The following is a 13,440-nucleotide window of genomic DNA, read 5'->3' as shown; positions in this document are numbered from 1 at the left end:
GCAATCGCCGCTCGGCGACAGTGGCATCGGCGCCGATCCTGTGCGACGGGGATGAGGATGCTGCCCTTCCTGTTTCTCGCCCTCGCCGGCATCTTCTGGGGGCTCGGCTTTCCGCTCGGCAAGATCGCAATGCACGAGATGGCGCCGGCGCATATGGTGCTGCTGCGCTTCGCCGTCGCCGCATTGGTCTCATTGCCGTTCGCGCTCGCATCGCGTGAGGCACGCGCGCTGTTCCGCTCCGCGCCCGTCGTCATCGCGGGCATCTGCTACGGTGTCGCGTTCGTGGTTCAGTTCGAGGGGTTGGCGCACGTCACGGTCACGCTCGCCGCGCTGCTGGTCGGGGCGATGCCGGCGCTGATCGCGGTCACGGCCTTTGTCCTGCGCGAGCGGGTGAGCCGGGCGTCGTGGATCGGCGTGATCGCCGCGACCGCCGGCGCCGCGCTGATCGCCGGCAAACCCGACGGATCGGGCACGCCGCTCGGCATCGCTTTGTCGTTGATCGCCCTGCTGATCTTCCTCGGCTGGCTGCTCGCGCTCCGCCGCGCGCCAAAGACCGCGAGCGCGATGGCGGTGCCGGCCGTCACCGTCGTCATCGCCGCGATTACGGTGTTGCCGGTCGCGCTGCTGATGCATGGCGCGCCGCCGCTGCACATGTCGTCGGTGGCGTGGGCCGGGATCGTCGGGCAGGGGCTGCTCTCGACCTTTCTCGCGACGGTGGCGTGGAACGTCGGCGCAACGCGGGTCGGCAGCGCGGCGGCGGGGGTGTTCATCAACATCGAGCCGCTGGTCGGCTCGGTCCTCGGCATCGGCTTCTTCGGCGATCCGGCGGGCGCCACGATCCTCATCGGCGGTGCGATGATCATCGCCGGCAGCATCGTCACCGTGCTCGGTGAGCGCCCCGCCAACGACCGGCTGGCGGACGCGGCACACGGGCTCTCGACCGACTGATCGAAGCTAACCTAACGCGGCCCGCAGCGTCGCGCGCACGCCGCTGTGCCCGACGTCATATTCCACGATCGTATGCAGGCTCTGCGCCATTGCGCGGATCAATTTGGTGCCGACGCCGGTGCCGCGCGCGGGCGCGGCGACGTCCATGCCGATGCCATCATCCTCGACGGCGAGCTGAAACCGGTCGCCATCGATCTGCGACAGCGCGATCCGCACTTCGCCGGCCTTGAGCGGATAGGCATATTTGCACGCATTGCTGACCAGTTCGGTGACGATCACGCCGAGCGACACCGCGCGGTCGGTCGCCAGCCGGATCGGTTCGGCGGACAGGCTGAGCGTGCGCGGCTCGACGTCGCTCGACCAGGTCTCACCGAGTTCGTCGACCAGCGCGCGCAGATATTCGCGCATATCGACCTGCTCGACATCGTTGGTGGTGTAGAGCCGGCGATGCACCTGCGCGATCGCGGTGATGCGGCGCTGCGTATCCTCCAGCGCGGCGCGCGCGCTTTCGTCGGCGAGCGCGGTCGATTGCATCCGCACCATCGCCGAGACGATCTGCAGGCTGTTGGCGACGCGGTGATTGACCTCGCGCAGCAGCGCTTCGAGCCGCGCGTTGCTGGCACGCAGCATCTGCTCGGCGGCGTGCTTGTCGCGCTCCAGCTTGGCGCGTTCGAGCACCTGCGCGAAGGCTGAGGCGAGCAGATCGAAGAAATCGGCGCCGACCGACTTCACCACATAGTCCGCTGCGCCGGCTTTGAGCGCGGCGACCGCGATGCGACCCTCCTCGGAGCCGGTGACGTACACCACCGGCGGCGCATCGGGCAGCGCGGTCAGATGCGCGAGCGTCTCCAGCCCATCCATGCCGGGCATGTAATGATCGACGGCTATTAGATCGAACCGTTGCGCCTTCGCCAGCGCCACGCCCTCGGCACCGCCTTCCGCCACCGTGACGACGAATCCGTGCCGCGCGAGCGAGCGCGAGGCGAGCCGGCGCAGACCGGCATCGTCGTCGATGTAGAGCACATAGGTAGGCGGCGTGTCGGTCATCAGTCGCCTTCGATCTCCGGCACCTGGATTACCGACAGGAACAGGCCGAGCTGGCGGATCGCCTGCGCGAAGCTCTCATAATTCACCGGCTTGGTGATATAGACGTTGCAGCCGAGATCGTAGCAGCGCTGGATCTCGACCTTGTCGTCGGTGGTGGTGAGCACCACCACCGGCGTGCGCTTGAGCGCAGGTGTGCTCTTGATCTTGGCGAGGATGTCGGTCCCGCTCATGTCGGGCAGGTTGAGATCGAGCAGCACCAGCGCCGGGCCGTTGCGCGCCGGGCCATCGGCATGGTTGAACAGATAGTCGAGCGCGCTCGTGCCGTCGGTGAAATGGGTGATGCCGTTGAGGATGCCCGCGCGACGGATGTTCTTCTCGATCAGGCGCGCATGGCCCTCATCGTCCTCGATCATCACGATGCTGACGGAACGGTGGTCGTTCATGCGGGATCTCGCTCGGTTCGAGTGGTCAGGGCTTCGACATAGGCGACGGGCAGGTTGATGCGGAAGGTCGAGCCGCGGCCCAACTCCGATGCCACGTCGATAGTCCCGCCAAGCCGGTACGCCAAGGCGCGAACATGCGCGAGGCCGATCCCCTCGCCGGGCTGGTCCTGCTGCCCGGAGCGCCGGAACAGGTCGAAAATGCGGGTGTGATCGGCCGGCGCGATGCCGCGGCCATTGTCTTCGATCTCGAAGATCGCGCGCGCGCCCTCGCGACGGCTGCGCACGATGATCCGGCCAGGGCGCTTGGGATCGAGATACTTGACTGCGTTCTCGATCAGGTTGGAGAAAATCTGTTCGAGCGCGAGCCGGTCGCTGGTGATCGGCACCATCGGCTCCGCGATCTCCAGCACCGCGCCGCGATCGTCGAGCAGATGCTGCAAACTCGCGCGGATCGTCGCCGCCAGCGCGGCCGTGTCGAGCGGCTCGGGCGTAATCACGCGGCGGCCCTGGCGTGACAGTTTGAGGATCGCGTTGATGAGCCGGTCCATCTTCTGCGTCGAGGTGCGGATGAAGCCGATCGCCTCGGGCAGATCCTCGCGCGCCGCCAGTCGCACGTCTTCGGTCAGGATCTCGGGCGCGTCCTGCTCGGCGCGGTCGATCAGCGCGGAAATCGTCACCGTTGCCGCTTCCAGCTCTGCCGTGAAGCCCATCACGTTGACCAGCGGCGAGCGCAGATCGTGGCTGACGATATAGGCGAAGCGCTGCACCTCCTCGTTGGCGCGAGTCAGTTCGGTGGTCCGCTCGGCGACGAGATCCTCCAGCGAATCGGCGAAATCGCGCAGCGTGTCGCGCGATTCAGCAAGGTCGCGCGTGTAGCGTTGCACCGTCGTGATCGAGAGCAGCGCGACGATGACGAGCAGCACGCCCGCACCCGCAAGCAGGCCGTAAAAGGCGCTCACCGTGTTGCGCTGTTCGGTGTCACGCATGGCGAGCAGGCGCGATTCCTCTTCGCTCATCGCTGCCAGCACCCGGCGGATATGGTACATGCGCCGCGCGCCTTTTTCATGCACGAAGCTGTCGAGCGCGGTGGCGCGAGCGCCTTGCGCGACCTGCGCATTGGTTTGCGCGCGTTGCGCCAGGAGCGCGCGCAGATAGGGGCGCAACGCCGCAAGATTCTGGCGCTGCGCGGGATTGTCGGCGGTGAGGCGCGCGATCCGCGCGATTTCAGGCCCGGTCTGGCCTGCCGCCACGGCGTAATTATGCCGGTAATCGGGGTCGCCGGTCAGCAGATAGCCGCGCCGGGCCGTCTCACCCTGTTCGATCAGCGTCTGCGTGTGGGCAATCGCGAGTTTGACCGTGTAGGTATGGTTGACCATGTCGGTATGCGCCTGATTGCGCATCGTCGTCGATACCGCGCCGATCCCGGCGGCGAGCAGCGCGGCGAAACCGATACCCATACAGGCAATCAGCAGGCGACCGATCGCACCTTCGCTTTCGCCGAATACTCGTATCGCCCGCCGGATCATCGTGCTGGGTGGTAGAGGGCGGCAGCGTAAAACGCCAGCCGCCGGACCTTGATGTGGATCAACATATCAAGCACTTACAGCAGCCGGTCCTGCAACGTCTGGCGTCCGACGAAGCCGCCGCCCTGCCGCCGTGCCAGTTCGGTCTCGGCAGTGAAGCGCACGTCGATATCGCGATCGCCGAGGAACTTGGTCAGCGAATCGTCCTCGATCTCATGCCATTCCTTGCCGCGATCGGGGCCGAAGCGCACGCGTGGCAGCAGGCCGGGCAGGCGCGACCATTCGAGCAGTTGCTCGACGCCGACCAGATTGATCATGTCGCGCAGGTGGAACGCGGTCACATAGGCATCGGGGAAGGCGCGGTGCGCGGGCAGGCCGCGTTCGTGTTCGATGCCCTCCGGCTTGCGCCAGTAACGCAGCACCTGGTTCGAGAAGCTCGGCGCGTCGGGCCAGAGCCGCATCGCGCATTTCCAGGTGCAGATCCATTCGGCGCTGCGGGTGAGCGCGGGGGTGCAGAATTGCTGCTCGAAATCGGCGCGGTGCGCGGCGAGCGCGAGCCGGCGCGGCCACGGATCGAGCGCCTGGCGCGCGACATCGTGCCACATCGGCGCATCTGCGACCTGCTCGTCGAGGATATGGTGGATCGCCTGCGTGATCGGCGGCATCGACCGGCCGGGATTGACCAGCCGCGCGCCGCCCTCGCCGACCAGCTCCCAGCGGCCATCCGGGCCTTGCGCGACATCCTGCCAGCCGATCTCGCAGACGCCGTGCGCGGGCGGGGCAGGGCCGGTCGTTTCCAGATCGACGACGCGGATCATGGGTGGGGGCGGGGGTGGGGGCATGCCGCCTAGGTGGCGGCTCGGGCGCGGAAAAGCCAGACCCCTAGCGCGGTCGCGCGATTCCGCTCGCGGCGAGCTGCGTGTCGATCTGGGCGAGCAGCCGGTCGAGACCGGCCTGATCGCGCGCCTCGGCCCGCGCGACCAGCGCGCTTTGCGTGTTCGATGCGCGCAGCAGCCACCAGCCGTCCGCCGTATCGACACGCGCGCCGTCGATGCGGTTTACCGTCGCGCCTTCGGTGGTTAGGCGGGCGAGCACTTCCTCGACCACGGCGAACTTGCGCGCGTCATCGACGGGAAAGCGCAGTTCCGGGGTGTTGACCATCGCCGGCATCGCATCGCGCAATTCGGCGAGAGTGTGGTCGCCGCGGTGGACCGCGTCGATCAGCCGCACGGCGGCGAAATGCGCGTCATCGACGCCGTAGAAATCGTGACCGAAGAAGACATGGCCGGTCATTTCGCCGGCGAGCGGCGCGCCGGTTTCAGCAAGCTTGGCCTTCATGTGGCTGTGCCCGGTCTTCCACATCAGCGGCACGCCGCCGAGCGCGCGGATGCGGTCGAACAGCGCGCCGCTCATCTTGACGTCGCCGATGATGGTCGCGCCGGGCAGGTCGTGCAGCACCGGCTCGGCCAGCACCGCGAGGATCTGATCGCCCGCCAGCACGCGGCCCTGAGCGTCGATCGCGCCGATCCGGTCGCCGTCGCCATCGAAGGCGAAGCCGAAATCGAGCCGTTCGCGCACCACCAACGCCGTGAGATCAGCGAGGTTCTCCGCTTCGGACGGATCGGGATGATGGTTGGGGAAGGTGCCATCGACTGCCGTGAACAGCAGGTGATGCTCGCCCGGCAGGCGCTTTACCAGCCGCTCGATCACCGGGCCGGACGCGCCGTTGCCGGTATCCCAGCCGATCCGATACGCGCCGCCGGTGTAGCCCACCATCAGCCGATCGACATAGGCGTCGAGCACATCGGCGTCGGTTACCGTGCCCGCGCCCTCGCTCCAGTCGCCTGCCTCCGCCAAGGCCGCGAGCTGCTGAAGCTCGGCGCCGAAGAACGGCGCGTGCTGCAACACGAATTTGAAGCCGTTTTGATCGGCCGGATTGTGGCTGCCGGTGATCTGGATGCCGCCATCCACGCCGAGATGCGCTTCGGCATAATAGAGCATCGGCGTCGGGCCGAGGCCGATCCGCACGACATCGACCCCGCTCGCGGTCAGCCCCGCGACCAGCGCCGCCTCCAGCGCGGGCGAGGACAGCCGCCCGTCATAGCCGACCGCGATGCGTGCGCCGCCCGCCCGGCGCACGCACGTCGCGAAGCCGCGTCCGATCGCAAAAGCGTCGCTGTCGTGCAGCGTCGCCCCGACCACCCCGCGCACATCATATTCGCGCAGGATCATCGGATCGAAAGCGTGCGTCACCGCTTGAGCAGCAGGTCGCGCGCCGCGTTGATCCGCCGCGCCAGCTCAGGCGAGCCGCCGTCGCGGTCGGGATGAACGGCGGACACGAGGCGACGGTGCGCGGCGCGGATCGTGTCGGCATCCGCCGAGGCGCTCACCCCGAGGATCGCGCGCGCCTCCTGCTCGTCGATCGGCGGTTTCGTCGCCGGACGACGCAGGAAAAAATACCATCCGGCCGTGAGCAAGGCGGCCAGGAGCAGGAACTTCGCCATCAGGCGAACTGCGGCACGGCGGGATCGGGCAGCGACAGAGCGTTCATCATCTCGCGCAACTCCTGCCGCGCGGCGACATGGCTGAGGCCCATCTCGCCGAACTCGCCCGAATCGAGCATCGTCAGCCCCTTGGGGAACAGCTCACGGTAGATCACGCGTTCGCCGAGGCCGGGAATGATGCGGAAGCCGACGCGCTTGGAAAGCTGGTCGAGCGCCTCCGATACACGGCGCATGTTGCGCGCCTCGATATGCTGGACGCGGTTGCGCAACACCACCCAGTCGATCGTCGCGCCGTCGGTGCGGGCACGCACCTTGCGCGCCTCCCAGATCAGTTCGGCGTAGAAGCTCGGCCGAGTCACCTTGTAGGTATCGGGATCGACCTGACCGATCAGATCGAAATCGACGAAACTGTCGTTCATCGGCGTCACCAGCGTGTCGGCGCGCTGCGCCGCCAGTCGCGCGAACGGATCGTCGCGGCCCGGCGTGTCGATGACGAGGAAGTCGCTATCCTCGGACAGCGATGCGAACAGCTCCTCGAACCTGGCGTCGGTTTTGCCGTCATGCGTGGCGTGGCGCGGCGTGACGAGCTCGCGCCCGGTGCGCTTCGCCGTCACCGCGCGATTGTCGAGATAGCGACCCACCGTGCGTTGCCGGTGGTCGAGATCGAACGCGGCGACGCGACCGCCCTTCATCGCCAGAGCGATGGCGACATGGACGGCTGTGGTCGATTTTCCCGTGCCGCCCTTTTCGTTGGCGAACACGATGATGTGCGGCTTTTTCCCGTCACCCGGCAATGTCTCAAATTCCTCTTATTGCCCGTTCGGGCTACCGCCCATAGAAGGCCCAGCCATTCTTACCGGAGGCTAGACGCCCGTGCAAACCATCCGTCAGATCGCCACGCTGCGCGAAGCCATCGCCGCCTTCCGCGCCGCCGGGGAGTCGGTCGCGCTGGTGCCGACGATGGGCGCGCTTCACGCCGGCCATATCGCGCTGATCGAGGCGGCGAAGCGGCCGGGGCGGCGGATCGTCGCGTCGATCTTCGTCAATCCCCGCCAGTTCGGTGCGGGCGAAGACCTCACGCGCTATCCCCGTCGTGAGGCCACCGATTCGCAGATGCTCACCCGGGCGGGCTGCGACGTGCTGTGGGCACCCGCTGTCGAGGAGATGTATCCGCAGGGTTTCGCCACCAACATCTCGGTCTCCGGGGTGAGCGACGGCCTCGACGGTGCGGCGCGGCCGGGCCATTTCGATGGTGTCGCGACCGTCGTCAGCAAGCTGTTCAACCAGGTCCGTCCCGATGTCGCACTGTTCGGCGAGAAGGATTTCCAGCAGCTCGCGGTGATCCGCCGCCTCGTCGCCGATCTCGATTTCGGCATCGAGATCATCGGCGTGCCCACCCAGCGCGAGGATGACGGTCTAGCGCTGTCGTCGCGCAACATCTACCTCGACGAGGCCGAGCGTGCCCGCGCGGTCGCGTTGCCACGCGCGCTCGGGGTCGCGGCGCGCGAGATCGGGCGGGGTGGCGAAGTCGCCACCGCGATGGCGGGCGCACACGACATGCTGAGCGCGGCGGGTTTCGTGATCGACTATGTCGCGCTGGTCGATGCCGAGACGCTCACCGAACATCCCGAATCCGGCCGGCCGCTCCGGCTGCTCGCCGCCGCTCGGCTCGGCGCCACCCGCCTGATCGACAATGTCGCGGTGGAGATGCAGGTGAGCGCCTGACCGCTGCGATTCATGCTTAATCGCCCTTAACCCTTTTTTCAGGGATGCCGCGCGATACTGGCCCCCAGAACCAAAAGAGGGGTGAAGGACGATGGGCAGCAGCCTGAAGAGTGCGCAATTCTTCCTCGATAGTCGCATCGCGGATGCCGCCAGCGGCGATGCGACCGCGCTGTACGAACTCGGCATGGTCTATTCGAGTGGCACCGCCGGCATCGGCGTCGATCTGGTCGAAGCGCACAAATGGTTCAACCTCGCCGCGATCGCCGGCAATGAAGCGGCGATGGCATGCCGCAGCGAGATCGCCCGGGACATGAGCGCGCGCGAGATCGCGGTCGCGCAAAGGGCCGCGCGGGCGTGGCTGACGACGAGCGCCCGCCACGCCGCCTGAGCGGCGTCAGGCTTTCTTCGCGGCCTTGGGCGCTGCCTTCTTGGCCGGTGCCTTGGTGGCGGTTTTCGCGGCCGCCGGCTTCTTGGCGGCAGCCTTCTTGGCCGGCGCCTTCTTCTTGGGCTTGGCCGGCGCGGCGGCGGCGCGCGCGTCGATCAGTTGCGCGGCTTCCTCAAGCGTCAGCGCGTCCTTCTCGATCGACTTGGGCAAGGTCGCATTGGTCTCGCCATCAGTGACATAGGCGCCGTAGCGGCCTTCCATCAGCTTGATCTCGGCCTCGGTGCGCGGATGCTTGCCGAGCACCTTCAACGGCTCGCGCGCCGCGCCACGCTGCGGACGCCCGCCGCCCGCTGCCGCCTCGGCGAGCTTGACCACCGCCGCGTTCATGCCCGTCTCGAACACCTCCGCCGTCGAGGTCAGCCGCGCATATTTGCCGTCATGGACCAGATACGGTCCATAACGCCCGATCGCCGCATTGATCGGCTGACCCGTCTCGGGATGCGTGCCGATCGTGCGCGGCAGCGAGAGCAGCTTGAGCGCCCATTCGAGATCGAGCTCGGGCACGTCCTTGGGTATCGACGCGCGCTTCGCTTCCTTGCCGTCGCCAAGCTGGATGTACGGCCCGAACCGCCCGGATTTGCGTTCGACCGGCAGGCCGGTTTCGGGATCGTTGCCGAGAATTTCGTTCTCGAGCGCGGCGCCATCCTCGGCCGCACCACCCTGGCCGAAGCGGCGGGTGTATTTGCACTCGGGGTAGTTCGAGCACGCCACGAACGCGCCGAACTTGCCACCGCGCAGCGCGAGCTGCCCCGCGCCGCAGCTCGGGCACAGCCGGGGGTCGCCACCGTCGGCGCGTTCCGGGAACAGATAGGGCGCCAGGAACTTGTCGAGCTCCGCGGTCACTTCGGACGGCTTCTGCTCCATCACCTCGGTCGTGCGCGGCTTGAAGTCCTTCCAGAACGCTTCGAGCACCGCCTGCCACTGCGCGCGTCCGCCGGAAACCTCGTCGAGTTCGTCTTCCAGGCCAGCGGTGAAATCATAGCCGACATAGCGTTCGAAGAAGCGTTCGAGGAACGCCGTTACCAGCCGCCCGCTCTCCTCGGCGAAGAAGCGGTTCTTCTCGGTGCGGACGTAAGACCGATCCTTGAGCGTTTTGATGATCGACGCATAGGTCGAAGGCCGGCCGATGCCCAACTCTTCGAGGCGCTTGACGAGGCTGGCTTCGGAGAAGCGCGGCGGCGGCTGGGTGAAATGCTGCTCGGCATCGACCGCTTTCTTGGCGGGGGCGTCGCCCTCGCGCATGCGCGGCAGGCGGCGGGCGTCTTCGTCCTGGCTGTCGTCGGTGCCTTCCTCGTACAGCGCGAGATAGCCGGGGAACAGCACGACCTGCCCGGTCGCGCGCAAGGCGGTGCGGCCGGTGCCCTCGGCCAGTTCGACGGTGGTGCGCTCAAGCCGCGCCGACGCCATCTGGCTGGCGAGCGCGCGCTTCCAGATCAGATCGTACAGCCGGCCATGATCGCCCGCGCCGGCGCGGTCCTTGCCGAAATCGGTCGGGCGGATCGCCTCGTGCGCTTCCTGCGCGTTCTTCGCCTTGGTCGTATAGACGCGCGGCTTGTCGGGGACGTAGCCGGCGTCATAGCGGTTGGCGATGGCGAGCCGTGCGGCGGAGATGGCGCTGCCGTCCATCTGCACGCCGTCGGTCCGCATATAGGTGATCGCGCCATCTTCGTAGAGGCTCTGCGCGATCCGCATCGTGTGATCCGCCGAGAAGCCGAGCTTGCGCGCGGCTTCCTGCTGCAACGTCGAGGTGGTGAACGGCGGCGGCGGGTTGCGCGTGGCGGGCTTGGTCTCGACCGACTGGACGGTGAAATGGCCCTGCTCGACATCCGCCTTGGCTTTGAGCGCCGTACCCTCGTCGCCGATCGACAGGCGATCGATCTTGTCACCGTTCCAGCGGGTGAGGCGCGCGACGAACGGCGTGCCGTCCTGCTCCATCTGCGCGGTGACCGACCAATATTCCTGCGCCCGGAACGCCTCGATCTCGCGCTCGCGCTCGACGATCAGGCGGAGCGCGACCGATTGCACGCGGCCCGCCGACTTCGCGCCGGGCAGCTTGCGCCACAGCACCGGTGACAGCGTGAAGCCGACCAGATAGTCGAGCGCGCGCCGCGCCCGGTACGCGTCGATCAGATCGGTATCGAGCTCGCGCGGATGCTTCATCGCCTCGGTGACGGTCGCCTTGGTGATGGCGTTGAACGTCACGCGCTGGACATCCTTGGGGAGCGCCTTGCGGGCGCGCAGCACCTCCTGAACGTGCCACGAAATCGCCTCGCCCTCGCGATCGGGATCGGTCGCGAGGATCAGACGGTCGGCGTGCTTGGCCTCGTCGGTGATTGCCTTGAGTTGGCGCGCCTTGTCGGCGTAGTTTTCCCACTCCATCGCGAACCCGTCGTCGGGATCGACCGAGCCATCCTTGGGGGGCAGGTCGCGGACATGGCCGTAGCTTGCCAGCACCCGGTAATCGGAGCCGAGGTATTTCTCGATGGTTTTCGCCTTGGCGGGCGATTCGACGATGACGAGCTGCATGGCGTTGGGTCACATCCTTACGTGTACGCGCGAGGGTGGAAGGGGCGGCGGGGTGGCGTCAAGAGCGGCGCTCCCTTAGCGGTTGCAACCGGCTGCGTCTTCGGATCGATTGGCTTGACTCTTCCGCCCCCCGCCGCTAACCGCCCGCCTTCGCAATTGGCCCCGCACCCCGGTGAAGCGGCGGCCCCGGTATCATGCCGGAGCGATTACCGGGATCTGATCGGCAGCGTCCCTGCGGCGACGCCGGTCTCGTCATTGGCATTTGCAAGGAAAAGAATATGTCGAAGCGCTCCAGCGCCAAGCACAAGATCGATCGCCGCATGGGCGAGAACATCTGGGGTCGTCCCAAGTCGCCTGTCAACAAGCGCGAATACGGCCCCGGTCAGCACGGTCAGCGCCGCAAGGGCAAGGTTTCGGACTTCGGTCTGCAGCTTCGCGCCAAGCAGAAGCTCAAGGGCTATTACGGCGACGTGACCGAGAAGCAGTTCCGCGCCTGCTACACCGAAGCCGCGCGCATGAAGGGCGATACCAGCCAGAACCTGATCGGCCTGCTCGAGCAGCGCCTCGACATGATCGTCTATCGCGCCAAGTTCGCGCCGACCGTGTTCGCCGCACGCCAGCTCGTTTCGCACGGCCACGTTCGCGTCAACGGCGTGAAGTGCAACATCGCCTCGCGTCGCGTCTTCGCCGGCGAAGAGATCACGCTGGGTTCGAAGGCGCAGGAAATGGCGCTGGTGATGGAAGCGCAGGCTTTGTCCGAGCGTGACATCCCCGATTACGTCGCCCCCGACGGCGCCGCCAAGGTCACCTTCACGCGCGTTCCGACGCTCGACGAAGTGCCCTATCCGGTGAAGATGGAACCGAACCTGGTGGTCGAGTTCTACAGCCGCTGAGGCGAGGATTTAGCGAAGCTAAATCCAAGCGAACATCAGCGGCTCGGCCGGCGGCGCCAAAGCGCCGACCGACGACGTGGGCTTGCCCACGGCGCCAGCGAGAAACAGAAAAGGGCGGCCCGCAATGGCCGCCCTTTTTTCATGCCTTCACCTCTCCATCCGTCGCAGGCGCAAAAAAAGGCCCGCTCACCTCAAGGGTCAGCGGGCCGGTTTCACCTGGAACGCGGAGCCGCGATCAGCGCGGAGCGACCGACAGTTTGAAGATCATCTCGCTATGATACGGCTTGCCCGGATCGACCCGCGCCGAGACGAAATCGGGATGGTTGGGTGAGTCCGGGAATTTCTGCGGTTCGAGCGACACCGAATCGCCCATCCGGTAGACGTGGCCACCCTTGCCGACGAACGTGCCGTCGAGGAAGTTTGCAGTATAGAATTGCACGCCCGGCTCGGTGCTCAGCACCTCGAGGACACGGCCCGAGGCTGGGTCTTCCAGCCGCGCGGCGAGTTGCGGTGTCGCGGTCAGACCCTTGTCGAGCGCGAAATTGTGATCGTAGCCCTGGCCGAAGCGGATCTGTTCGTCACGGCCGTCGCGAATGCCGTCGGCGATCACGCGCGGTTTGCGGAAATCGAACACGGTGCCGGCGACCGGGCGGCGCTCGCCGGTCGGGATCAGGTGGGCATCGACCGGGGTATAGCTCTGCGCGGGAATCACCAGCGTGTGGAAGGTCGCGCCCGCCGATGCGCCTTCGCCGGCGAGATTGAAGAAGCTGTGGTTGGTGATGTTGACCACGGTCGGCTTGGTGGTCTTCGCGTCATAGCTGATCTTGAGCGCGCCGGCTTCGTCGAGCGCATACGTAACCGTCACGTCAAGCGCACCGGGATAGCCGGCATCGCCATCGGGGCTCGAATAGGCGAGCACGACCGAGGCGACCGGACCGGACTTCACCGAGACGATCTTCCAGAGCTGTTTGTCGAAGCCCTTGCCGCCGCCGTGCAGCGAATTGACCTTGTCGTTGAGCGGCAATTGATAGGTCTTGCCGTCGAGCGTGAAGCGGCCGCCGGCGATGCGGTTGGCATAGCGGCCGATGGTGGCGCCGAAATAATTGGGATGGCTCTGGTACGTCGCCGCATCGTCATAGCCGAGCGCGACATCGGCGAGCTTGCCGTCGCGATCCGGGGTGATCAGCGACTGGAGCGTCGCGCCATAGTTGAGGATGCGTGCCGAAACGCCGTGACCGTTCGAGAGCGTGATCGCCTCGACCGTCGACCCGTCGCTGAGCTTGCCGGCGGCTTCGCGCTTGGCGTCCGCCGCGATCGCCGCATAGGGCGTAAGAGCGGTAGCGGCGGCCAGTGCCGCCACGCCGACGCGCATCATCTTCAGCATCC

At 66.9% G+C, this 13,440-nt stretch carries 13 protein-coding genes; 4 read left to right on the top strand and 9 right to left on the bottom strand.

What is annotated here, in order from left to right:
- Nucleotides 1-51 precede the first annotated feature (51 nt).
- A complete protein-coding gene (locus EWE75_RS06505; RefSeq protein WP_130155850.1) occupies nucleotides 52-948 on the top strand; it encodes a DMT family transporter in 897 nt (298 codons plus the stop codon).
- A gap of 6 nt (nucleotides 949-954) precedes the next feature.
- Here EWE75_RS06505 and EWE75_RS06500 read toward each other — a convergent pair whose 3' ends face one another.
- From EWE75_RS06500 to EWE75_RS06470, 7 genes are all read right to left on the bottom strand, one after another.
- A complete protein-coding gene (locus tag EWE75_RS06500) occupies nucleotides 955-1,995 on the bottom strand; it encodes a sensor histidine kinase (RefSeq protein WP_130155849.1) in 1,041 nt (346 codons plus the stop codon).
- Complete coding sequence (locus EWE75_RS06495; RefSeq protein ID WP_130155848.1) at nucleotides 1,995-2,438, bottom strand: response regulator; 444 nt, start codon at nucleotides 2,436-2,438, stop codon at nucleotides 1,995-1,997. The genes EWE75_RS06500 and EWE75_RS06495 overlap by 1 nt, the downstream gene beginning before the upstream one ends.
- Nucleotides 2,435-3,895, bottom strand: coding sequence for a sensor histidine kinase (locus EWE75_RS06490; protein ID WP_345789372.1), 1,461 nt, complete (start codon nucleotides 3,893-3,895; stop codon nucleotides 2,435-2,437). Before EWE75_RS06490 ends, EWE75_RS06495 begins: the two co-directional genes overlap by 4 nt.
- A 143-nt stretch (nucleotides 3,896-4,038) precedes the next feature.
- Nucleotides 4,039-4,779 (bottom strand): exonuclease domain-containing protein, encoded by a 741-nt coding sequence (locus EWE75_RS06485; protein ID WP_231708246.1) that lies wholly within the window; start codon nucleotides 4,777-4,779, stop codon nucleotides 4,039-4,041.
- 64 nt (nucleotides 4,780-4,843) lie between these two features.
- A complete protein-coding gene (gene pgmG / locus EWE75_RS06480) occupies nucleotides 4,844-6,214 on the bottom strand; it encodes a phosphoglucomutase/phosphomannomutase PgmG (RefSeq protein ID WP_130155845.1) in 1,371 nt (456 codons plus the stop codon).
- Complete coding sequence (locus EWE75_RS06475) at nucleotides 6,211-6,465, bottom strand: J domain-containing protein (RefSeq protein ID WP_130155844.1); 255 nt, start codon at nucleotides 6,463-6,465, stop codon at nucleotides 6,211-6,213. The genes pgmG and EWE75_RS06475 overlap by 4 nt, the downstream gene beginning before the upstream one ends.
- Nucleotides 6,465-7,259, bottom strand: coding sequence for a division plane positioning ATPase MipZ (locus EWE75_RS06470; protein WP_130155843.1), 795 nt, complete (start codon nucleotides 7,257-7,259; stop codon nucleotides 6,465-6,467). The genes EWE75_RS06475 and EWE75_RS06470 overlap by 1 nt, the downstream gene beginning before the upstream one ends.
- A gap of 79 nt (nucleotides 7,260-7,338) precedes the next feature.
- Here EWE75_RS06470 and panC point away from each other — a divergent pair, with 79 nt between their 5' ends.
- Nucleotides 7,339-8,190 carry a pantoate--beta-alanine ligase gene (panC, locus tag EWE75_RS06465; protein ID WP_130155842.1) on the top strand — a complete coding sequence of 284 codons (852 nt, stop codon included), beginning with the start codon at nucleotides 7,339-7,341 and terminating at the stop codon, nucleotides 8,188-8,190.
- 91 nt (nucleotides 8,191-8,281) lie between these two features.
- Nucleotides 8,282-8,578 carry an SEL1-like repeat protein gene (locus EWE75_RS06460; RefSeq protein ID WP_130155841.1) on the top strand — a complete coding sequence of 99 codons (297 nt, stop codon included), beginning with the start codon at nucleotides 8,282-8,284 and terminating at the stop codon, nucleotides 8,576-8,578.
- A gap of 6 nt (nucleotides 8,579-8,584) precedes the next feature.
- Here EWE75_RS06460 and topA read toward each other — a convergent pair whose 3' ends face one another.
- Nucleotides 8,585-11,161, bottom strand: a complete 2,577-nt coding sequence (gene topA, locus EWE75_RS06455) for a type I DNA topoisomerase (protein ID WP_130155840.1) — start codon at nucleotides 11,159-11,161, stop codon at nucleotides 8,585-8,587.
- 278 nt (nucleotides 11,162-11,439) lie between these two features.
- On the opposite strand from topA, the gene rpsD reads away from it, so the two are divergent.
- Nucleotides 11,440-12,054, top strand: a complete 615-nt coding sequence (rpsD, locus tag EWE75_RS06450; RefSeq protein WP_069204020.1) for a 30S ribosomal protein S4 — start codon at nucleotides 11,440-11,442, stop codon at nucleotides 12,052-12,054.
- A gap of 235 nt (nucleotides 12,055-12,289) precedes the next feature.
- Here the strand turns inward: rpsD and EWE75_RS06445 are convergent, their stop codons facing one another.
- Nucleotides 12,290-13,429 carry an aldose epimerase family protein gene (locus tag EWE75_RS06445; protein WP_427915774.1) on the bottom strand — a complete coding sequence of 380 codons (1,140 nt, stop codon included), beginning with the start codon at nucleotides 13,427-13,429 and terminating at the stop codon, nucleotides 12,290-12,292.
- Nucleotides 13,430-13,440 lie beyond the last annotated feature (11 nt).

The sequence above is a fragment of the Sphingomonas populi genome, assembly GCF_004208535.1.
Lineage (GTDB): Bacteria > Pseudomonadota > Alphaproteobacteria > Sphingomonadales > Sphingomonadaceae > Sphingomonas > Sphingomonas populi.
Note: the sequence above shows the minus strand (reverse complement) of the source record. Positions and strands in the feature narration are given on the sequence as shown.